The sequence below is a fragment of the Streptomyces sp. CGMCC 4.7035 genome (assembly GCF_031583065.1).
In the GTDB taxonomy this organism is placed as follows: Bacteria; Actinomycetota; Actinomycetes; order Streptomycetales; family Streptomycetaceae; genus Streptomyces; species Streptomyces yaanensis.
Genome location: NZ_CP134053.1, coordinates 3,374,573 through 3,392,631, shown reverse-complemented (window position 1 = coordinate 3,392,631; position 18,059 = coordinate 3,374,573). Strand labels below are relative to the sequence as shown.

27 protein-coding genes are annotated in these 18,059 nt (G+C 68.7%); 16 read left to right on the top strand and 11 right to left on the bottom strand.

Annotation, left to right across the window (positions count from 1 at the left end):
• Positions 1 to 41 precede the first annotated feature (41 nt).
• Positions 42 to 758, top strand: coding sequence for a ParA family protein (locus Q2K21_RS14350; RefSeq protein WP_310770681.1), 717 nt, complete (start codon positions 42 to 44; stop codon positions 756 to 758).
• A 359-nt stretch (positions 759 to 1,117) separates the two neighbouring features.
• Here Q2K21_RS14350 and Q2K21_RS14345 read toward each other — a convergent pair whose 3' ends face one another.
• Positions 1,118 to 1,243 (bottom strand): hypothetical protein, encoded by a 126-nt coding sequence (locus tag Q2K21_RS14345; protein ID WP_310770679.1) that lies wholly within the window; start codon positions 1,241 to 1,243, stop codon positions 1,118 to 1,120.
• Between the two features lie 90 nt (positions 1,244 to 1,333).
• On the opposite strand from Q2K21_RS14345, the gene Q2K21_RS14340 reads away from it, so the two are divergent.
• The 3 genes from Q2K21_RS14340 (at position 1,334) to Q2K21_RS14330 (ending at position 2,839) form a co-directional block, all read left to right on the top strand.
• Positions 1,334 to 1,630 carry a hypothetical protein gene (locus Q2K21_RS14340; protein WP_310770677.1) on the top strand — a complete coding sequence of 99 codons (297 nt, stop codon included), beginning with the start codon at positions 1,334 to 1,336 and terminating at the stop codon, positions 1,628 to 1,630.
• A 123-nt stretch (positions 1,631 to 1,753) separates the two neighbouring features.
• Positions 1,754 to 2,074, top strand: a complete 321-nt coding sequence (locus Q2K21_RS14335) for a hypothetical protein (protein ID WP_310770675.1) — start codon at positions 1,754 to 1,756, stop codon at positions 2,072 to 2,074.
• A 228-nt stretch (positions 2,075 to 2,302) separates the two neighbouring features.
• Positions 2,303 to 2,839 (top strand): acyl-CoA dehydrogenase family protein, encoded by a 537-nt coding sequence (locus Q2K21_RS14330; RefSeq protein WP_310770673.1) that lies wholly within the window; start codon positions 2,303 to 2,305, stop codon positions 2,837 to 2,839.
• 258 nt (positions 2,840 to 3,097) lie between these two features.
• Here the strand turns inward: Q2K21_RS14330 and Q2K21_RS14325 are convergent, their stop codons facing one another.
• The 5 genes from Q2K21_RS14325 to Q2K21_RS14305 form a co-directional block, all read right to left on the bottom strand.
• Positions 3,098 to 4,249, bottom strand: a complete 1,152-nt coding sequence (locus tag Q2K21_RS14325; protein ID WP_310770671.1) for an ABC transporter substrate-binding protein — start codon at positions 4,247 to 4,249, stop codon at positions 3,098 to 3,100.
• Between the two features lie 122 nt (positions 4,250 to 4,371).
• Positions 4,372 to 4,752 (bottom strand): nuclear transport factor 2 family protein, encoded by a 381-nt coding sequence (locus Q2K21_RS14320; RefSeq protein ID WP_310770670.1) that lies wholly within the window; start codon positions 4,750 to 4,752, stop codon positions 4,372 to 4,374.
• A 35-nt stretch (positions 4,753 to 4,787) separates the two neighbouring features.
• Positions 4,788 to 5,198 carry a nuclear transport factor 2 family protein gene (locus tag Q2K21_RS14315; RefSeq protein ID WP_310770668.1) on the bottom strand — a complete coding sequence of 137 codons (411 nt, stop codon included), beginning with the start codon at positions 5,196 to 5,198 and terminating at the stop codon, positions 4,788 to 4,790.
• A gap of 2 nt (positions 5,199 to 5,200) precedes the next feature.
• Positions 5,201 to 6,007, bottom strand: coding sequence for an MBL fold metallo-hydrolase (locus tag Q2K21_RS14310; RefSeq protein WP_310770666.1), 807 nt, complete (start codon positions 6,005 to 6,007; stop codon positions 5,201 to 5,203).
• Positions 6,008 to 6,135: 128 nt separating this feature from the next.
• Positions 6,136 to 6,357, bottom strand: coding sequence for a hypothetical protein (locus Q2K21_RS14305; RefSeq protein WP_310770664.1), 222 nt, complete (start codon positions 6,355 to 6,357; stop codon positions 6,136 to 6,138).
• Between the two features lie 630 nt (positions 6,358 to 6,987).
• Here Q2K21_RS14305 and Q2K21_RS14300 point away from each other — a divergent pair.
• Positions 6,988 to 7,425 (top strand): MarR family winged helix-turn-helix transcriptional regulator, encoded by a 438-nt coding sequence (locus Q2K21_RS14300; protein ID WP_310770662.1) that lies wholly within the window; start codon positions 6,988 to 6,990, stop codon positions 7,423 to 7,425.
• Between the two features lie 20 nt (positions 7,426 to 7,445).
• Here Q2K21_RS14300 and Q2K21_RS14295 read toward each other — a convergent pair whose 3' ends face one another.
• On the bottom strand, positions 7,446 to 8,039 hold the full coding sequence (locus Q2K21_RS14295; protein WP_310780950.1) for an acyl-CoA-like ligand-binding transcription factor: 594 nt from the start codon (positions 8,037 to 8,039) through the stop codon (positions 7,446 to 7,448).
• A gap of 114 nt (positions 8,040 to 8,153) precedes the next feature.
• Between Q2K21_RS14295 and Q2K21_RS14290 the strand changes: the two genes are divergently transcribed.
• Entirely contained in the window at positions 8,154 to 9,086 is a 933-nt protein-coding gene (locus tag Q2K21_RS14290) for an oxidoreductase (RefSeq protein ID WP_310770660.1), read from the top strand.
• Between the two features lie 210 nt (positions 9,087 to 9,296).
• Positions 9,297 to 9,464, top strand: a complete 168-nt coding sequence (locus tag Q2K21_RS14285) for a DedA family protein (RefSeq protein ID WP_310770658.1) — start codon at positions 9,297 to 9,299, stop codon at positions 9,462 to 9,464.
• A gap of 173 nt (positions 9,465 to 9,637) precedes the next feature.
• On the opposite strand, the gene Q2K21_RS14280 is transcribed toward Q2K21_RS14285, so the two are convergent.
• From Q2K21_RS14280 to Q2K21_RS14270, 3 genes are all read right to left on the bottom strand, one after another.
• Positions 9,638 to 10,117, bottom strand: a complete 480-nt coding sequence (locus Q2K21_RS14280; RefSeq protein ID WP_132888400.1) for a DUF2231 domain-containing protein — start codon at positions 10,115 to 10,117, stop codon at positions 9,638 to 9,640.
• Positions 10,118 to 10,188: 71 nt separating this feature from the next.
• Positions 10,189 to 10,542 carry a hypothetical protein gene (locus Q2K21_RS14275; RefSeq protein WP_310770655.1) on the bottom strand — a complete coding sequence of 118 codons (354 nt, stop codon included), beginning with the start codon at positions 10,540 to 10,542 and terminating at the stop codon, positions 10,189 to 10,191.
• 103 nt (positions 10,543 to 10,645) lie between these two features.
• Positions 10,646 to 11,056 (bottom strand): winged helix-turn-helix transcriptional regulator, encoded by a 411-nt coding sequence (locus Q2K21_RS14270; protein ID WP_310770652.1) that lies wholly within the window; start codon positions 11,054 to 11,056, stop codon positions 10,646 to 10,648.
• Between the two features lie 119 nt (positions 11,057 to 11,175).
• On the opposite strand from Q2K21_RS14270, the gene Q2K21_RS14265 reads away from it, so the two are divergent.
• The 7 genes from Q2K21_RS14265 (at position 11,176) to Q2K21_RS14235 (ending at position 16,230) form a co-directional block, all read left to right on the top strand.
• A complete protein-coding gene (locus Q2K21_RS14265; RefSeq protein WP_310770650.1) occupies positions 11,176 to 11,889 on the top strand; it encodes a DsbA family oxidoreductase in 714 nt (237 codons plus the stop codon).
• Between the two features lie 68 nt (positions 11,890 to 11,957).
• Complete coding sequence (locus Q2K21_RS14260; protein ID WP_310770648.1) at positions 11,958 to 12,602, top strand: FMN-dependent NADH-azoreductase; 645 nt, start codon at positions 11,958 to 11,960, stop codon at positions 12,600 to 12,602.
• Positions 12,603 to 12,638: 36 nt separating this feature from the next.
• A complete protein-coding gene (locus tag Q2K21_RS14255; protein WP_310770646.1) occupies positions 12,639 to 13,304 on the top strand; it encodes an NAD(P)-dependent oxidoreductase in 666 nt (221 codons plus the stop codon).
• A gap of 90 nt (positions 13,305 to 13,394) precedes the next feature.
• Positions 13,395 to 14,117: an SDR family NAD(P)-dependent oxidoreductase gene (locus Q2K21_RS14250; RefSeq protein ID WP_310770644.1), complete on the top strand. Its 723-nt coding sequence runs from the start codon at positions 13,395 to 13,397 to the stop codon at positions 14,115 to 14,117.
• Between the two features lie 212 nt (positions 14,118 to 14,329).
• A complete protein-coding gene (locus Q2K21_RS14245) occupies positions 14,330 to 14,632 on the top strand; it encodes an NAD(P)H-binding protein (RefSeq protein ID WP_310770643.1) in 303 nt (100 codons plus the stop codon).
• 90 nt (positions 14,633 to 14,722) lie between these two features.
• Positions 14,723 to 15,661 (top strand): dioxygenase family protein, encoded by a 939-nt coding sequence (locus Q2K21_RS14240; RefSeq protein WP_310770641.1) that lies wholly within the window; start codon positions 14,723 to 14,725, stop codon positions 15,659 to 15,661.
• Between the two features lie 74 nt (positions 15,662 to 15,735).
• Positions 15,736 to 16,230 carry a nuclear transport factor 2 family protein gene (locus Q2K21_RS14235; RefSeq protein ID WP_310770640.1) on the top strand — a complete coding sequence of 165 codons (495 nt, stop codon included), beginning with the start codon at positions 15,736 to 15,738 and terminating at the stop codon, positions 16,228 to 16,230.
• Here the strand turns inward: Q2K21_RS14235 and Q2K21_RS14230 are convergent.
• Entirely contained in the window at positions 16,224 to 16,574 is a 351-nt protein-coding gene (locus Q2K21_RS14230; protein WP_310770638.1) for a hypothetical protein, read from the bottom strand. The two genes, Q2K21_RS14235 and Q2K21_RS14230, sit on opposite strands and share 7 nt — an antisense overlap.
• Before the next feature lie 177 nt (positions 16,575 to 16,751).
• On the opposite strand from Q2K21_RS14230, the gene Q2K21_RS14225 reads away from it, so the two are divergent.
• Both Q2K21_RS14225 and Q2K21_RS14220 read left to right on the top strand, forming a co-directional pair.
• A complete protein-coding gene (locus tag Q2K21_RS14225; RefSeq protein WP_310770637.1) occupies positions 16,752 to 17,522 on the top strand; it encodes an SDR family NAD(P)-dependent oxidoreductase in 771 nt (256 codons plus the stop codon).
• 54 nt (positions 17,523 to 17,576) lie between these two features.
• Positions 17,577 to 17,948, top strand: a complete 372-nt coding sequence (locus Q2K21_RS14220) for a DoxX family protein (protein ID WP_310770635.1) — start codon at positions 17,577 to 17,579, stop codon at positions 17,946 to 17,948.
• The last annotated feature ends 111 nt before the right edge of the window (positions 17,949 to 18,059 follow it).

The window sequence follows — 18,059 nt, the reverse complement described above, 5'->3', positions numbered from 1 at the left end:
ACCAAGCATCGTCCCTTCCCCCTTCAGGAGATCAAGCACACGTGAACGAGAACACCCGTATCAAGACCCTGGCGGCGACCACAGCAAGCGCCTGGGACGCCTTCGTCATCGTCGTCGGCATGCTCAAGGGCGGCACCGGCAAGACCACCTCCGCCTGGTTCATCGCCCTCTACTACGCCGTCGTCCTCGACCTGCCGACGCTGCTGCTGGACGCGGACGCCACCAGCCAGTCCGCCTACGACTGGTTCAAGGTCGCCCAGGCCGCCGGCTTCGAGATCCCGGCCAACCTGGTTGTCGAGCGGTACCCGTTCGACGACATCGCCGAGTACATCCGCACCAAGCGCGCCGAATTCGGCGCGATCGTCGTCGACGCCGGCGGCGGCAGCGCCCGCATCTTCCACGAGGCTGTCACCGAAGCGAACCTGCTGCTCGTGCCGGTCGCCCCCACCAAGATCGAGCGCCGCAAGCTCGTGGCCACCTTCGACGAGGCCGAACGCGCCGCCGCCCGCAACCCCCACGACGTCACCGCCCACGTCGTCATGGTCAAGGCCGACGACCGCACCAGCCTGCCCGGCCGGGCGAAGGACCAGCTCCTCGACCCCGCCGAGGGCGAGGGCATCGGCCCCGACCGCGACGAACCCTTCCCCCTCGCCGACACCACCATCCACTCCTGGGTCCACTACATGGAGGCTTTCGGCGAGATCCCCACCGAACTGAGTGAGTACGCCAACCTGATGAAGGAGCTGACCGAGGCATGAGCGAGAAGAACGAGAGGCCGAAGCCTCCCGCCCGCCGCACCGGCGGGCGCGCCCTGGGCGGGGCCAGGAAGACGACCCCGCCGCCCCCTCCGCCGACCGCCGAGCTCACCCCCGAGCAGATCGCCGCCGAACAGGCCGTCGTGAAAGGCGAAGGCCGTCCCGCTACCGGTGAGTTCGAGGCCCCGTCCTCCCCTTCCCCGGTCCCTGTGGAGACGGCGGAGCAGGGCGACCCGACCGAGATGGTTTCCGTGAGGCCGCAGTCCCAAGCCTCACCAACTGCCTACGTCGCACCGAGCGGCCCCGGCCAGGCTTGGGCCGCCCAGCCGGCTGGTCCGGCCGCGGCAGACGCCGCGGTGCAGTCAGTTCCCTTCGGGCATTCCACGCAGGGTCACGAGCAGTTCGCGGCCCGGGCTGCCGAGCCCGCGGCACCGGCGGCTCAGCCAGCGCCACTGGTCGAGCAGGTTGCGCAGGCCGGTCCGGCTCAAGCCACCTCCCCGACCGCAGGGGTGTCCCCCACCACCGAGGTGGACGTACGGCCAACCGTTTCTCCGGTCCCGGGCGGGACAGCCTTTCCGGTGAGCAGCGATGTTCCGGTGTCTCACCAGGAGCAGCGCACGCGGGCGGAGGCAACACCGAGCCAGGGAACCCCATGGGCTCAGGGACCGGGCCGGCCTCAGGGCATTCCCGAGACTGCCGCCATTCTCAACCAGCGCATCATCACGCGCGAGAGCCTCGACTCCTCGGTCCCCGCCGCACTGAAGCTGAAGAAGCGGATCAAGCGCTTCGCGCTGGACAACGAACTCGACCACCTGCCGATCGGTGACATCGTCTCGGTCGCCCTGGACGAGTGGCTCACCACCCGCGGGTTCTGACACACCATGCGACAGATGGGGTGGCCGCCAACTCGCTGAGTGCGCGGCCACCCTCTGCCGACTATTCCTATAGCCCCATAGGCGGCTAACTAGCCGCCTATCCGGACCGACCGGAACAACTTCGTGCCCGACCTCTCTCACCACGCCCGTCGGTTGCGTGATTTGGCCGACGCACTGGAAGCACAGTCCAAGCCCTCCGATGATCCGCTTGCTCCTCACCCCGATACGCTCGCAGTCATCGGCAACCGCAACGTCAAGCGCGGTCAGCTCAACTACGCCGTCCCTGACGCCCTCCAAATCCAGCGCCGCATCCGCCGTTACCACGCCGACCACGGCGTGCAGCACGGCGACGTCGTGGCCTACGCGCTGGATGCCTATCTCCGCGCCCACGGCTATCCGCCAGACCTCGCCTCGCCTCAGGACAACGGAGACCACTCGCACTGATTTGCGTAGGCCCGACACACCGATCGATGCGGGACCCGCTGGCGGACCTCGGGCCATCAACATCGCCGCGTCGGCAGTTACGGTCCGCCCCAACTTGTCGACGCGTCGACGCTCCTCTCCTCCTGCGCCTGTTCGACGGCCCTTGCATCTTGTGCTGCGTCAACTCACGGCAGGACCTTGCCCTCACGGTGTCCGAACTTCCACGTCGAGGTCACATGGGCCTCAACGATGTCGGTTCAGCCCGACAGTCTCCTGGAACACCCATGCGCCTCGCACACATCGAGCCGCCCACCAGCGAGGCCGGGCACTGATCTTCAGGATGCCCGGCCGGTCGCACCCTCTGTTGCCGGTTCGGGAGTTCGCTCGGGCCCAGTACGGGGTCCGGGCACCATGGACTCTGCCGCAGCGAGGTCGAGGAGGGTTCTGTCGTATCACGCAGTCGACATGCTCGATCGCGGCCTACTCTGCGACGACGAACTCCTCGCCGCCAAGGCTCTCGGCCACGATCTCGCCTCCGAGACCGGCAACGACGCCATGCAGCTGCACGCCGCCAACGGCCTCGACGAGGACTTCCCCATCCAGCGCGTCTGGCGCGACCTGCAGACCACTTACGCACCCGCCGGCACAGGCGAAGTCCAACGCCAGCGCCTCGCGGAGAACCTCCTCCAGCAGGAGGAGGACGGCGTCAGCACCCGCACCCCGTGGTCAGTGCTGCACGCCGGCCGCGCCCAACCACCCGTGACCGTCCAACCGGTCAGCGTCTAGGACTACCCGTGTACGGCACCCGCTTCGGCGCCTCCGGCCGGTCAGTAAGCCGAAGCCGCCGAATACCCGGTTCCTGCGCCCGTCGCGTGCACAGGGCTTCGCGCACAGGAACGGGACCACGACACCGCCCCATCAACTCACTCGAAGGAGACCATCGTGACCACCGGCGGCCCCACCAGCCGATGCCCTCCGAACCGGCGGCCGGGAATGGGAGGGCCGCCGGCCCAGCGTGCGGGGCCGGGCGGCACCGGTTGGCGGTCAGGCTCCAGGGTGCAGGCCGAGCCAGCCCGGTGAGGGGTCTCCCTTGACCTCACCGAAGTACAGGGCGAAGGTCTGCTTCCAGCGCTCGATCGCCGCGCGGTCGGCCATGAAGCGAGGGAAGCCGTCGAGGTTGCCGTTGGGATACTCCCAGACGGGCTTCAGCCCGGTCGGCGGGGTGACATCGGTGCGGACCGACCAGCCGTTGGTGGCGGCCTTCTGCTGCTCGACGGAGAGCCGCCAGTTCAGGTACAGCTTGGCGGCGGTGGGGTTCTTGGCCTGCTTGAGGATCGCGGCCCGCTGTCCCCAGGACATGAACGGCGCCTTTTCGGGCAGCACCCATTTGACCGGCCCGGTGGACAGCGGCGCGCCGGATCCGCCGATGCCGATGGCCTTCTGGCCGCTGGTGACGGCCGCGCTCGGGGTGTAGCTGCCGCGGGCGAAGTGAAGGTCCTGGGTGGCCAGTTGCGCGAGCCAGTCCCAGCCGTACTTCTCCACGTAGAGGGTGTAGAGGTAGAGGACCGCGTCGTCGTCGTGCGGGTAGGAGGAGGCGATTTTCCCCTTCCAGCGGGCGTCGGCCAGGTCGAGCGGGCCGCTGGGGATGTCGGAGCCGACCGCGGCGGGACCGTACATGTAGCTGAAGGCACTGACCTGGACGGCGACCCAGGCGCCGTGCGGGTCCTTAAAGGGAGCGTAGAGCTTGGAGAAACCGGCCGGCTTGTAGGCGAGCAGGCGGCCCTGCTCCTTCCAGCGCACGAAGTCCTGAACGGTCTGGAGCTGTACGACGTCGGGTATCAGGGTGTCGGTCGCGAACTGGTTGTCGACGCGGACGTCGTGGTACTTGCTGTAGTCGACGACCACTGTCAGGTCGATGTCCGGGAACCGGCTCTTGAAGCCGTTGCGGATTCCGTCCGCCTGAGTGGAGATGTCACCACCGGCGTAGAGCACGAGCTTGCCGCCCTCCGCGAGGGCTGCCTGGTAGAGCTCGTCAAGAGTCCGCTTCTCCTCGCCGCCGCCCATCGCCACGCGGCCCGCAGAGGCTTGGCCTGTGGCGGCCTGAGCGGGGGTGACGGAGGCAGTGGCGACACCGAGACCGAGAGCGGCGCCCGCTCCGGTGGCAAGCAGGCGGCGTCGGCTGGGAAGGCTGGTCATGGTGGGGGGAGCCTCTCTATCCGTTCTGTTCTGTTCGGTTGTCTGTGTGGTGCGGCTGGACCACGGCAGCGGAGCAGCACGGCGCCCGGGTACGGCACGGGTGCCGTGCTGCTGGCGTGGGGTCAGAACATGGTGTTGTCGTTGGCGCTCTTCTCGGGCACCTCCTGGATCACGTCCCAGTGCTCGACGATCTTTCCGCCGGCGACGCGCCAGAAGTCCGCGACGGCCATGCCCCGGTCGCCGGGCTTGAGGTGCAGGTTGCTGTGGGTGACCACCAAGTCCCCTTCGGCGATCACGCGCTTGATGTCCAGGCGCAGGTCGGGGAACTGCCCGCGCAGCCAGTGCACATAGCCGACGAAGGCACCCGGGCCGTCCTGCGCCTCGGGGTTGTGCTGGGTGTAGCTCTCGCCGAGGTGCGCGCTGGCGGCCGCCTCGGGCTGGTAGTCGTTGAAGGCCTGCTCGTAGAAGGCGGTCACGAGTGCCTTGTTGTCCGCAGCGGACATGTCTGTCTCCTGCCTCACGGTGGGTGCGGTACGACTCAGTCGTTCATGGCGTCGCGGACGAGCGCCGTGTCGACGAACTGTTCGAAGCGGACGATGAGTCCGCCCCGTACGACGAAGTGGTGCGCGACCCGGACGTCGATCGGCTTGCCCGTGGCCTTGTTGGTCGCGGTGTAACGGGCGAGGACGACGACGTTCTCGCCGTCGACGACGTAGGTGTCGTCGTGGGCGGCCCAGCCGTCCCACTCCTTGCCGAGCTGCTCCATGACGTTCGAGGTGACGCCCTCGGGCGTGCGATAGGTCCCGGCCAGCGGGAAGCCGGCCATCTCCGTCCACTCCACGTCGGGGGCGAGGGTGGCGCGCAGGGCGCCCAGGTCACCGGCGGCCGAGGCCAGGTACTGGCGGCGCACGACGTCGGCGGGCGCGGTGGAGGTGGCGAACTCGCTCATGGTCAGCCCCACTTCATCTCGCCCTTGGCGACCTTCGAGCCGATCTGGGCGGCGATCAGCATGCCGTGGTCGGGGAAGCGCTTGACGAGGGCGTCGTTCAGCGCGGCACCGTCGGCGGCCTTGACCAGCTCCTCCTCGAAGGCGGTCAGGTAGTCACGGGTGGCGCTGATGGCGGAGGTGTCGGCCGCGGTGCCGGGGAGGCGGTGGCCGGGGACGACCAGTTCCGGGTCGAGGTCGGCCATCTCGTCGAGCAGGTCGATCCAGGCGGCGCGGTCGGTGGGGGTGGGGGTGTCGGCGACCCAGACGTGCTCCTGCTGGAAGAGCAGGACGCCGCCGAGCAGGGCGCGGTGCTCGGCCTGCCAGAGGTAATGGCGGTCGGGCAGGCCGACCGGCCCGCCCTTGAGCTCGAAGCGGTGGCCCTCCAGTGTGAGGTCGCCGGTCAGGGGCTCCAGGTCGACCAGGCGGGTGGGCAGGTTCGGGCCGAGCGCCGCCCAGGCCTTGAGCTTGCCCTCGTACGAGTGGGCGATGTGCTCGATGACGATCGGGGTGGCCACGAACCTCGCCTCGGGGAAGGCGTCGGCGATCACCTCGGCGCCGAAGTAGAAGTCGGGGTCGCCGTGGGAGACGAAGACGGTGGTCAGCGTCTTGCCGGAGTCGAGGATCTCGGCGGCCAGGCGGTGGCCGTCGGCACGGGTGAAGGCGGCGTCCACCAGCAGTGCTTCGTTCTGACCGGTGACAAGGGTGGCCGTCTTGTTCTTGCTGCCGGCCGGGAAGTCGAGATCGAGGACTTTGAAGGAGAGAGTGCTCATGCGTGCTTCCTCGGGTGAAGGGTGATGGTCGGGGAAATCGCCTCGCGGCAAGGTGTACGACGTGAACCGGGTCGAGGTGGGCAGCCCGTGTCGATCGGGGGTTCAGCCTTGGGTGCCCGGTTGGTCGATCAGGTGGAGGCTGAGGATGTGGGGTCGGACGAGTTGGCGCCGTGTACATCGCCGATGTAGAGGCTGAGGCGGGCCTTGCAACGGTCGAGGGCAGCTCCGTCGCTCATGAACTGGCCGAGGCCGGGCGGGTTCATGGTGGCGTGGTCGAAGATGCCCTTGCGGCCGGCGGGCGGGGCGACGCCCGTGCGGGCGCTCCAGGTGCCGATTGCGTGCTCCTGCACGTCCTTGGAGAGCAGCCGGCTCAGGTATGGCTTGACGGCGGGCTGGTACGGAGCGTTCTTGAGGCGGGACGCCGGTCTGCGGCCAGGCCGCCCAGGGGGACTTGCGGGGCAGGGTGAGCGTCGGGAGACCGCTGGCGCTGTCGCCGCTGCCGAAGTCCGCCACGTGGTCGCCGGTTCCCACCGGGTCGGCGGAATCCCGGGTGCCCCGCACGAACCTCGGGTGCTGGGCGAGCGGCTTCTTCAGGTAGTCGAAGCGGTAAGTGCCGGTGAGCGCCTTGATCTGCGGGTGGACCGTCTTCCAGCCGACCGGTGTGCAGTACCGGCAGGCCGCCGAGCACCACATGGTCGACAGCTCCCGCAACCGGGCCTCCTCGCTTGAGCCGGTCCGCTCGGCGGTGGAGGAGGTGACGGCGTCCGCCGAAGTGGGTGCAGCAGACAGGCCGGACGCGAGGACGCCGCCCGTGGGGGCCACGGCGCCGAAGGCGGCCAGGACGCGCTTTCCCATGGGGCGGACTCCACATCTGCGGGGTGGACACGGCGAAGTATCTGCCGACGCAGACAATATATCTGTCTCGGCAGATATTGCAACGGCAGATTCTTCCGCTCATGTTCTTCTGCCATCCTTGAGGAGTGAACGAGCAGCTGCTGAACGACGACGACGTGACACTCTTCGGTCTCTTCGTGGAGGCCCACAGCCGTATCAAGCCCCTGGTGAACCGCGATCTCGATATACCGCACGCCTGGTTCGAAGTGCTGCTGCGACTGGGCCGCACCCCCGGCCACCAGCTCCGCATGACGGACCTGGCAGAGGCCGTGTCCTTCAGCTCGGGCGGCTTCACCCGGCTCGCCGACCGCATGGAAAAGGAAGGACTCATCCGCCGCGACCCCGATCCTGCCGACCGACGAGCCGCACTCGCCGTACTGACCGACAAGGGCGGTCAGGCGCTCGACCACGCACTGACCGCCCACGTCTCCCACCTGCGCAACCACCTCTCCGGACCACTCTCAGCCCAGGATCTCCGCCACCTTGAGCGCATCCTGCGCACGCTCCGCGACGCGAACGCGTAAGTTCCTGTCCTTGATGTCGGTCAGCCCGCATCGACTCCGAGTTCGATCACCGGTCCAACCAGGGCAAGAGCCTGATCGACGACCTCGTCCAGGCTTTCGCTGCCGTCGCTGTCCACCCAGCGGCGCAGGGCGGCTTGGAAGGCCGTCAGGGCGACGCCGGCAGCGACGGCAGGACGCAGGTCGACGTCCGGGTCCAGTCCGGCACGCAGGGCGAGGATGCCGGTCATCTCGGCCTGCCACTGGGACTGCCGCTCCAGGAAACGGGCCAGAAGGGCCGGGGTGTCGAGGATCAGCCTGCTCACGCGCAGCATCTTGGCCGGATTGCCGACGCTCATCGAGGTGAACACCGACAGGGCACGACGCAACGCCACCACGGGCGGCTCGTCGGCGGGCCGGGCCTTCAGCTCCGCGCACAACTTCACGCCGGCTTCCGCCAGCATGTGCACGATCACGTCTTCCTTGGAATCGAAGTAGCGCGAGAACGTACGGCGTGACATTCCCACGGCGGCCACGATCTGGTCGACCGTCGTCTCTTCGAATCCCTGGTCGGCCAGCAGCTTGACCGCGGCCTCCGCCAGTTCGCTGCGCACGAGCAGGCGTTTGCGCTCCGCCATGTTGGCCGCCGGGGCCGTCTTCGCATCTCCCACGACACCGATGCTAGTCCGAGCCAGGTGAGTCCCTCCAGGCCCTTGTTGACTCACTGTGTCATTGACGGCAGTCTGGGTCTCATGTCAGACAGCAAATGGACCGCATCCCGCATCCCCGACCTGACGGGCCGGACCTTCGTCGTCACCGGAGCCAACAGCGGCCTCGGCCTGGCCACCACCCGCCACCTGGCGCGGCACGGTGCGCACGTCGTCATGGCCGTACGCAACGAGGCCAAGGGCCGCCGGGCCATCGCCGACATCCGCGCCGCCGATCCCGACGCAAGCCTTGAGATGCGCCATCTCGACCTCGCCGATCTGGACTCGGTCAAGGCGTTCGCCGCCCGCGCGCACGACGACGCCCTGCAGGTCGACGTCCTGATCAACAACGCGGGTGTCATGACGCCACCCCGAACGCTGAGCCCCCAGGGCCACGAGTCACAGTTCGCCGGTAACCACCTCGGCCACTTCGCCCTCACCGGCCTGCTCATGGACCTGCTGCGGCAGGGGCGTGACCCGCGTGTGGTGACCGTGAGCTCGATCGGGCATCACGGCGGGCAGATCCACTTCGACGACCTCTCCGGCGCCCGGAAGTACCAGCGCGTGAAGTACTACGACCAGTCGAAGTTCGCCAACGTCCTTTTCGGCCTGGAACTCGACCGCAGGCTCCGCGCGGCCGACAGCCCGGTACGCAGCCTGCTCGCCCACCCCGGGATCACAGCCACCAACCTCCAGCAAACCGGCCCGACCGGCCTGTTCCGGGTGGGAGGCGCCCTCGTCAACCGGCTGTTCGCCCAGGACGTCGAGATCGGCACGCTCCCCCAACTGCACGCCGCGACGGCACCGGACGTCGAGGGCGGGCAGTTCTTCGGCCCCGACGGATGGAAGGAGTTGCGCGGACATCCCACGATCGTCCGCCCCGACCCTGCGGCGGAGGACCCTGACACCGCACGCCGCCTGTGGGTGCTGTCCGAGGAGCTGACCGGTGTGGTCTACGCACCCGCCCCTTCGGCATGACCCAAAATCAATCGGCCAGAGCTGCTTCTCTTCCCCACTTGTTCCGGTTTCGGACGGTGTGGGGAGGGTGGGGAGTATGAGACATGCTTGAGGGGCCGCCGACCGTCAGGTCGGCGGCCCCTGGCCTCGGTTACGCGCTGGGCCGACGTTGCGAACGGCAGGGCGGGCACTTGGCTGGCGCGCCGACTCCGATCCGACAGCTGGAGCGGCATGGCCCAGACGTTCCTGACGCGTCACGGCGGAACCGCCGTGCTCACCGGCAGGTTCGTCGGAGTCATCCGGGCCTTCCTGCCCTTCGCCGCCGGAGCGTCCGGCATGCCGTACCGCCGCTTCTTCTTCTACAGCGCGGCACGCGTCGCTGGTCCGGGGCACCGGTAACGTGCTCCTCGGCTGCTTCGTCGGCACGGCGGCGACCAGGGTCCTGCACTCGGCGGGGCTGACCGGCGCCGCCGCGCTTGCCGCCGTTGCTGTGGCGCTGTTCTGCGTTGTGTGGCCCCGTCCTGCGTGGACGGCGGCGAACTGCCTGAGCGCCACCGAAGCTCGACGGCGCGTCAGAGCACGCCGGTCCAGACCAGCTTGGCGCCCGAGTCGCCGGCCAGGTACGAGTAGACGAGATTGAGGCCGGAGAGGCCCACCACGACGACAACGAGCGCCGCAGGCGCCCAGCGTGGCATACGGGCTCCACGCTTCGAGCGAACCTGCAGCAACAACAGAATGGTCGTTATACCGAGTCCCAGACTGAGAAGCTGCAACGTGTCGGCGTAGTCCGCGTGTTGCGCCACCTTGTGAAGCACGCTGCTCGGGTAGTGCTTCTCGGTGACCACCTCCTGCAGGCTTTCACCGGACTCGCGGGCGACGATCGCCATGAGAGGAGTCACCACCGCGAGCACCCACACCACCCAGCCCAACTGGGGGCGGAACCGGGGCAGCATGGCGTATCCAGCAGCGCCCAGCGCCAGCAACGGGATGAGCACTACCGCCGCGTGCACCGCAAGCGGGTGCAGGGGGAGACCCATGAATTCTTTGAACACTGCTCGCTCTCGTTCCCTAGTGCGTGAATGCCGGCTCGGCCGTGGTCGACTCGTGCCAGCTCTCTGACGAGTCAGCCGAGATGCGGACGACCGGCGGCCGTCTGCTCCACACCGGTCCCCGGCTGGACCGTGGTGGCGGTGACGGCGCCGTTGGCCTGGTTGCCCGGCGAGACGCCTCGAATGGCCATGGGACCGGCCACCGCCGTGGTGACGAGGGTGTTCAGCAGGGTCTGCTGAGCGAGGCGCCCGGCTGTTGGGGGCGACTCCCGGTGCGCCGGGCGCGTCGGCGTCATGGTTGCCGAGGCGGACAGTGCGGTGTTCGCCATCGGTACGTGCATCCGGCCCGGACCGAAGCCGCTGTTGACCCCGGTGAAGAGGACCTGGCCGACGGTCCGCTCGCTCTCGGCATGTGGCCCAAGATGCATCAGATGGCACAGTGTGTCAATGTTGGCCCGATGTGATCTATCTAGACGATGGTCGGGCATCCGCGGTGCAGCCGACGCCGACAGCCGATCGCTGATCCTGCCGTCAGGACCGGGCTGCTGGTGCCGCGGCGCGGGCCCGGTGCGCGCGGATCTCGTCGTGGTGGTCGGCGGCCCAGCCGATCAGGGAGGTCACGATCTCGTGGAGGCCGCGGCCCAGCGGGGTGAGCGCGTACTCGACGCGCGGCGGAACCTCCGCGTATGCGGTGCGGGTGATCAGACCGTCCTCGTGGAGCTGGCGGAGCGTGAGGGTGAGCATCCGCTGGGAGATTCCGGGGACCTGGCGCTGCAGGTCGGTGTAGCGCAGCGGGCCGGCCTCCACCACCGCGATGAGCAGCAGGCTCCACTTGTCGCCGACGCGGTCGAGGACCTGCCGGATGAACTCCATGTGCTCGGCGGGGATGCGGGCACAGGGACCCACCGCCGCCGCGCCGCCCGAACTACCGGTGACCTCCATGACGCACATTCCTCTCCGGCACGAACACCGATGTGCCTTTTGTATCGACTTCCATACTGGCCCATCATGGCGCTACGAACAAAACGTAAGAATCAAAGCGCAGGCATGGGAGGCGCGTCATGAAGATCGAGGTCTGGGCCGAGGTCACCTGCCCCTGGTGCGGACTGGGCAGCCACCGTCTGGACCGGGCTGTGGAGCGGTTCGAGCACGGCGACGAGGTGGAGGTCGTCCACCACTCGTTCCCGCTGAGCAGTTCCTTCCCCGTGGGTGAGACGTTCAGCGTCCGTGACGCGCTGCTGCGCCGGCACGGCATGGGCGGCTCCCAGGCCGAGGCGTCCACGCGCCGGATCGAGGCGCTGGCCGAGGCCGAGGGACTCACCCCCTACAAGGTGCTGGACAACCTGGTCGGCAACACCGACCTGGCGCACGAGTTCCTAGCCCACGCCTCCGCCGAGGGCAAGAACCGCGAAGCCTGGGACACGATCTTCCGCGCCTACTTCGGCCAGGGCCGCCCCGTCTTCAGCATGGACGACCTGCTCGACCTGGGCGAGGAGATCACTCTGGACCGCGAGAGCACCCGCCAGGCGCTCACCGAGCACCGTTACCAGCGGCAGGTGAGCGACGATGCCGCCCGTGCCCAGCGCCTGGGCGCCACCGGCGCGCCCTTCATCGTCATCGACGGCAGGTACGGCATCCCCGGCGCGCAGGACAGCGACGGCCTTCTCGACGTGCTGCGCACGGCCTGGGACGAGTCCCACCCGCTCACCCTGACGACCGACGGCGACGCTGCGGTCTGCGGCCCCGACGGCTGCGCCGTACCGGCCCGCAGCTGACCTCCACCGTTCACCCCGCGATCCGCCCCCCGACCCACCATTGATCGTTTCGAAAGGCTGAGTTCTCCATGTCCTACCTGCTGCACATCGACGCCTCCTCGCTCGACGAGGCATCCGTCTCCCGTCAGGTCGCCCGGTCTTTCCGTGAGGAGTGGAAGGGCGCGGTCGTCCACCGCGACCTGGCCGTCTCCCCCGCCCCGCACCTCAGCGCGGCGGGCATCACCGCCCGCACCACCGACCCCGCGGAGCACACCCCCGAGCAGGCGAAGGCCGCGGCGGTCCAGGACGAGCTGATCGAGGAGTTCCTCGGCGCCGACGCCTACCTCTTCACCGTGCCGATGTACAACCTCACGATGCCGTCCGTGTTCAAGGCGTGGCTGGACCAGATCATGGTCGCCGGGCGCACCCTGAGCTTCGACGGACCCCCTCCCACCCTCGGCCGCCCCGCCACGGTGATCTCCGCACGCGGCGGCGGCTACGGCCCCGGCGCCCCCAAGCACGGCATGGACCACCTGGTGCCGACGCTGGAAACCGTCCTGGGCCACCCGGCCAACCTCGGCCTCGACCTGACGACGGTCCTGCCCGAACTGACCATGGCCCCGTATGTGCCGATGATGGCCCCGCTGCTGCCGGTGCACGAGGCGTCCATGACCAAGGCGCACGACGAGGCCCGCCGCCTGGGCTCTGCCCTGACCGGCCGACAGGCCGCCTGATCCACCCCTGAACTGCCCGAAAGGCGTTTGATCACCATGAGCAACCTCCTGGTCCTCGGCGGCAGCGGCCGCACCGGCGCCCACGTCCTGGAGCACGCGGCTCGGCGCGGCCACCGCGTCCGCGCCCTGGTCCGCAACCCCGACAAGGTGCAGGCACCGGCCGGCGTCGAGCTGATCCAGGGCACGCCCGCGGACATCGACGACATCCGCCGGGCCGCCGAAGGCACCCAGGGGGTGATCAGCGCGCTGGCCAACGCCCGCGCCTCCGACAACCCGTGGGCCAAGCCGGTCAGCCCGCCGACGTTCATGACCGACGCCGCCCGCAACACGCTCACCGTCATGCGCGAACAGGGCATACCCCGCATCGTGCTGACGTCCACACAGGGCGCCGGCGACGACTGGACCCGGCTCAACCCGCTGGTCAAGGCGTTCATCAACCTGTCGAACATCAAGGCGGGCTTCGCGGACCACACTGGCCTCGACCAGGCCGTCCGCGCCACGTCCGGCATCGACTGGACCCTGGCCCGCGCCGTCGCCCTCACCGACAAGCCCCTCAGCGGTCCCGTACGGGCCGCCGAGGCCGGCACCGAAAAGCCCGGCGCACGGATCAACCGCGCCGACCTCGCCCAGTTCCTCGTCCAGACGATCGAGGACGACGATTGGATCCGCAGGGCGCCCCTGGTCTGGAACACCCGCGGCTGACGCCCTCGGGCGGTCCGCCATGAACCGGACCCTGTTCCACCCCACCCCACCACCGCGCCGCAATCCGAACAGTGAAGGGGAGAAGATCCCATGTCCAAGGTGATCGCCATCTTCGGCGCCGGCAAGGGCCTCGGCGCCTCCGTCGCGCGCCGCTTTGCCCGCGAGGGTTTCCGTGTGGCGCTCGTCGCCCGTGGCAAGGAGCGTCTCGACGCCCTCGTCGAGGAGCTGAAGGCCGAAGGCATCGACGCGGCCGGTTTCACCGCCGACCTGTCCAAGCCCGAGCAGGCCGGCGCCACGGTCCAGGCCATCCGTGACCACTTCGGTCGCATCGACGTGGTCGAGTACGGTCCGATCAGCGGCGAGCAGGCCTTCGCTCCCGCCGCGAAGCTGGACGCGGCCACCCTGCGCAAGGACAGCCCGCTGCTCCTGCTCACCCCGGTCGAGGTGGCCCAGGCCGTGCTGCCGGAGTGGAACGAGCGCGGCAACGGCGCCTTCCTGATGACCACCGGCGCCACGGCCGGCTCCCCGCGCCCCTTCGCCAGCGGCGTCGGCCCGCTCATGGCAGCCGCCCGCAACTGGCTCTTCTCGCTCAACGGCGAGCTGGCCGACGCCGGCATCTACGCCGGCACCCTGTCCATCGCCGCGTTCATCGCCCGGAGCGAGATGGGCGAACTCGCCGCGAGGAGCCTGGCCAAGACCGGCTCCGGCACGGGCCCGCTCGTCGACCCGGACGCGCTGGCCGACCAGTACTGGGACATGTACACCAAGCGTGACCGCGTCGAGCAGCTCTTCCCCGAGTACGACGCCGCCTGAGGTAACGGCTGGGCAGGTGCTGCCCTACCGGCCCAATATGACACCGCGCGGGGTGCGGCGCCCGGACGCACAGCCGTGCCCCGACGGTAGTCGAGGGGGAAAGCCCACGAGCCTCCGCGGCCCGGCAGTGCAGCCCGCGTTGCCGAGCCCTCAGCCGCCCCGCCATCAGCTCACCCGACCTCATCCCTGCCGTGATCCACACACTGTCAGCCTTGCCTGGGGGCGAGTCGCTCCGCGAGGTCCGCTTCAAGCTGTCGAACATCAAGGCGGGCTTCGAAGACCACACCGCCCTCGACCAGGCCGTCCGCGCCTCGTCCGGCATCGACTGGACCCTGGCCCGCGCCGTCGCCCTCACCGACAAGCCCCTCAGCGGCCCCCTACGGGCCGCCGAGGCCGGCACCGAAAAGCCCGGCGCACGGATCAACCGCGCCGACCTCGCCCACTTCCTCGTCCAGACGGTCGAGGACGACACCTGGATCCGCAAAGCCCCCCTCGTCTGGAGCACACGGGGATGACCCACCACATGATCCACACCCATCTCATGCACCACAGCTGTCCGACCTTAGGCGCGCCGTCCCCCGACGGCGACGCCGGACTGGAGTGACATGACAACAACCGACACCCCCCACACCGACATCGCGTTCAACCAGCGCCTGCGCGTCGTGTTCGACGATCTCCAGAAGGCGTTCGGGGACGTGGCGCTCAGGCAGGGCATCACGTTCGAGGAGCTGGGCCAGGCCATCACCTACGTGACGAAGCTGGTCGCGTCAGGGGAGTTCCCGCTGGCGACGATCTCGCTCCTCGGCATCCGACCGATGGAGGTCAGTTACGGCAGGGCCTATGTCCACCCGGAGAAGGACGGCGCCTCCACCTGGATCCCCACCGGGCCCGCCTACGTGCCCGGGGCACCGCAGATCGACAACCCCGGCGTGCTGCCGATGGCGCCCGACGAGCCCGGCGAGACCCTGCTCGTCTCCGGCACCGTACGTTCCACCTCGGGCAAGCCGCTGCCCGGCGCAGTCATCGATCTCTGGCAGACCACCGCCGACGGCCGGTATGCGGGTCTTACGCCCGAGCAGGCGGGACCCCTGGAGGGCCTCGACGTCGTCGACTTCGACCTGCCGAAATACCACCTCCGCGGCAAGATCATCGCGGATGCCGAGGGCCGCTACGAGTACCGGACCGTCGTGCCCGGGGTGGAGGCCTCGGCGGTGCCGGGCAGCCTGTTCGACAACCTCCTGCACATGCTGGGACGGGCCAACTCCCGCGCGAGGCACATCCACGCGCACATCACCCACGACGACCATCACATGCTCACCCACCAGATCCACTTCGACGGCGATCCGCTCCTCGACACGGTCAGCGAGGGCGCCATCGCCCGGGAGCTGATCCACAAGACCGAACTCCACGAGGACCCCTCCGAGTGGGAAGCACGCGGTCTGACCGGCCCCTACCGCACCCTCACCTGCGACTACACACTCCGCCCCATCGGCTTCGACGAGGTGAAGGACCCGTACGTCCTCGAAGGCTTCTGGAAACAGTGACCCGCAGCAGGTGAACAACGGGATGTGGGCGGCGCCGTCCGGCGCCGCCCACGGCCGACAAGGGAGGAATCCACATGCCTGACAAGACTGCCGACGAGCTGGCCATCCGTGAGCTGACCGCACGTTTCAATCACCTGGACTCCCAGAAGCGAAACAGTGAATTGGCCGCGACCTTCGTGGAGAACGGTGTGCTCGTGGCTCGGGACGAGCGCTTCGAGGGCAGGCCGGCGATCGAAGCCTACTTCGACACCCAGCAACTGGGCGCGCCTGTGAACATCGGCTTCGGGGTGACGGGACGTCTGGGAACGACCGTTCATGCCACGACCGACAACCTCATCACCATCGAGGGCGACAAGGCGACCCAGCTGTCGTTCATGATGGTGTTCCGTCAGGTCCCGCGCGAGGTCGTGAGCGGCGGGCTCGTCATCGCCACCGAGCGCTTCGAGGATCGACTGGTCAGGACGGACGACGGTTGGTTGTTCGACCAGAGGGTCATGACCATCCTCCAGACCAACGCGGCCCCCGACTCGTCCCTGCAACAGGTCGGGGTGGTTGAGTCTCCTCATTGAGTGAGCCGTCGCACCGGTCCCACGAGGCCGTGATCGCGCACCCGCGTGATGTGTGTATGGCCGTCCCTTCCGAAGAGCCTCATTCCGACGTCGTGTATGTCGTCGTAGTAGCCCCGCGCGATGAGCCGGTTGTTCAACGAGCTTGAGACTCGGACGACGACCGTGTTCTCGCCGCCAAGCAGGTCTTCAGTGATGCGCGAGGCCGGCATGGGGACGCTGCTGTTCACCACCGGCGGCGGATCGATCCACCCCGTCCCCATGTTCGGCAATGTCAACGCCACCGCTGGCGCCTGCGCAACTGGGTGCTCAACCTGCACAACGAGTTGGCGGGATCCGGTATCCACGCCGCGCACATCATCATCAACACCTGGCTCGGCGAGGGCGGCCCCGAGGGCATCCCCTCGGGGCCGCCGCGAGCAGGTCGCGCCCCTGTGCTGGGACCTGTACGAGCACCGCGACCAGGCCGAAGCCGTCTTCAACGGCTGACACCCCCACTTCCCGAACACCGCGAGGACACCAGCATGACCAGCCCGCTCAGCGGCAAGACCGCTCTCGTCACCGGATCCAGCCGCGGCATCGGCCGGGCCACCGCCCTCGGCCTCGCCCGCGAGGGCGCCCTGGCCGTAGTGCACTACGGGCGCGACAAGCAGGCCGCCCAGCAGACTGTCGACCTTATCGAGAAGGACGGCGGACGGGCCTTTGCCGTCGGCGCGGAACTGGGCACGCCCGGCGCCGTCGATCAGCTGTTTGACCAGCTGGAGGCCGGACTGCGCGAACACACCGGCGAGACCGTCCTGGACATCCTGGTGAACAACGCCGCCGCGACGACGCCCGCCGGCAGCGCCCCGGAAGAGGTGTCCGCCGAGCAGATCGACGAGATCTTCGCAGTCAACGCCAAGGCCCCCTTCCTCCTCCTCCAGCGAGCTCTCGGGCTGATCCCGGACGGCGGACGCATCATCAACATCTCCTCCGCGGTCACGCGCAGGGCTGAGCCGTCGCAGGTCGTCTACGCGATGTCCAAGGGCGCGCTCGACCAGCTCACGCTGCACTTCGCCCGGCACCTCGCCCCTCGGCACATCACGGTCAACAGCGTGCTCCCCGGTCTCACGGACAACGGCAGCGCGGTCTTCCAGATGCCCGGGGCGCGCGAACAGATGTCACAACTGTCGGCGTTCAAGCGCCTCGGTGAGCCGGAGGAGGTCGCCAATGTGGTGGTCTTCCTCGCCACCGACCGGGCGCGCTGGATCACCGGAGCCTCCCTCGACGCCACCGGCGGCAGCCTCCTCGGCTAGCAGCCCGCTCCGCCGTCCCCTCCCTCGCTCTCTCCCCGAAGGACTCCACCCCTGATGAACATCTTCCTGTGGATCGTGCAGGCCGTACTGACCGTCATGTTCGCCATGGCCGGTGTCATGAAAACCACCCAGCCCAAGGACAAGCTCGTCGAGAAGCTGCCCTGGGTGGCCGACTTCTCAGCCGGCACCGTCCGCTTCATCGGCATCGTGGAATTCGCCGGTGCCCTCGGGCTGATCCTGCCCGCGGCCACCGGTATCGCCACCGTGCTGACACCACTGGCCGCCGTCGGCCTCGGTATAACGATGCTGCTGGCCGCGACGTACCACGCCCGCAAGAAGGAATTCCCCGCGATCGGCCTCAACGCCGTCCTGCTGATCCTTGCCGTACTGGTGGCCTGGGGACGCTTCGGCCCGTACAGCCTCTGAAGCCGCCATCCGCTCCGAGTCCCATGTACGGGGGCCCGGTTCGTCACAGATCACCAGGCCCCGTCAGCCCGCCCCACTTCTTACTTTCTCCGCCCTGACCGCCCCACCGGC

Bases quoted from the DNA above. Each gene is read 5' to 3' on its own strand.
- Q2K21_RS14270 (WP_310770652.1), bottom strand. From the start codon at position 11,056: ATGGAGGTCACCGGTAGTTCGGGCGGCGCGGCGGCGGTGGGTCCCTGT.
- Q2K21_RS14330 (WP_310770673.1), top strand. From the start codon at position 2,303: ATGTCGGTTCAGCCCGACAGTCTCCTGGAACACCCATGCGCCTCGCAC.
- Q2K21_RS14290 (WP_310770660.1), top strand. From the start codon at position 8,154: ATGTCAGACAGCAAATGGACCGCATCCCGCATCCCCGACCTGACGGGC.
- Q2K21_RS14220 (WP_310770635.1), top strand. From the start codon at position 17,577: ATGAACATCTTCCTGTGGATCGTGCAGGCCGTACTGACCGTCATGTTC.
- Q2K21_RS14265 (WP_310770650.1), top strand. From the start codon at position 11,176: ATGAAGATCGAGGTCTGGGCCGAGGTCACCTGCCCCTGGTGCGGACTG.
- Q2K21_RS14315 (WP_310770668.1), bottom strand. From the start codon at position 5,198: ATGAGCGAGTTCGCCACCTCCACCGCGCCCGCCGACGTCGTGCGCCGC.
- Q2K21_RS14285 (WP_310770658.1), top strand. From the start codon at position 9,297: ATGGCCCAGACGTTCCTGACGCGTCACGGCGGAACCGCCGTGCTCACC.
- Q2K21_RS14275 (WP_310770655.1), bottom strand. From the start codon at position 10,542: ATGCATCTTGGGCCACATGCCGAGAGCGAGCGGACCGTCGGCCAGGTC.
- Q2K21_RS14310 (WP_310770666.1), bottom strand. From the start codon at position 6,007: ATGAGCACTCTCTCCTTCAAAGTCCTCGATCTCGACTTCCCGGCCGGC.
- Q2K21_RS14320 (WP_310770670.1), bottom strand. From the start codon at position 4,752: ATGTCCGCTGCGGACAACAAGGCACTCGTGACCGCCTTCTACGAGCAG.
- Q2K21_RS14240 (WP_310770641.1), top strand. From the start codon at position 14,723: ATGACAACAACCGACACCCCCCACACCGACATCGCGTTCAACCAGCGC.
- Q2K21_RS14325 (WP_310770671.1), bottom strand. From the start codon at position 4,249: ATGACCAGCCTTCCCAGCCGACGCCGCCTGCTTGCCACCGGAGCGGGC.
- Q2K21_RS14250 (WP_310770644.1), top strand. From the start codon at position 13,395: ATGTCCAAGGTGATCGCCATCTTCGGCGCCGGCAAGGGCCTCGGCGCC.
- Q2K21_RS14295 (WP_310780950.1), bottom strand. From the start codon at position 8,039: ATGGCGGAGCGCAAACGCCTGCTCGTGCGCAGCGAACTGGCGGAGGCC.
- Q2K21_RS14255 (WP_310770646.1), top strand. From the start codon at position 12,639: ATGAGCAACCTCCTGGTCCTCGGCGGCAGCGGCCGCACCGGCGCCCAC.
- Q2K21_RS14235 (WP_310770640.1), top strand. From the start codon at position 15,736: ATGCCTGACAAGACTGCCGACGAGCTGGCCATCCGTGAGCTGACCGCA.
- Q2K21_RS14225 (WP_310770637.1), top strand. From the start codon at position 16,752: ATGACCAGCCCGCTCAGCGGCAAGACCGCTCTCGTCACCGGATCCAGC.
- Q2K21_RS14260 (WP_310770648.1), top strand. From the start codon at position 11,958: ATGTCCTACCTGCTGCACATCGACGCCTCCTCGCTCGACGAGGCATCC.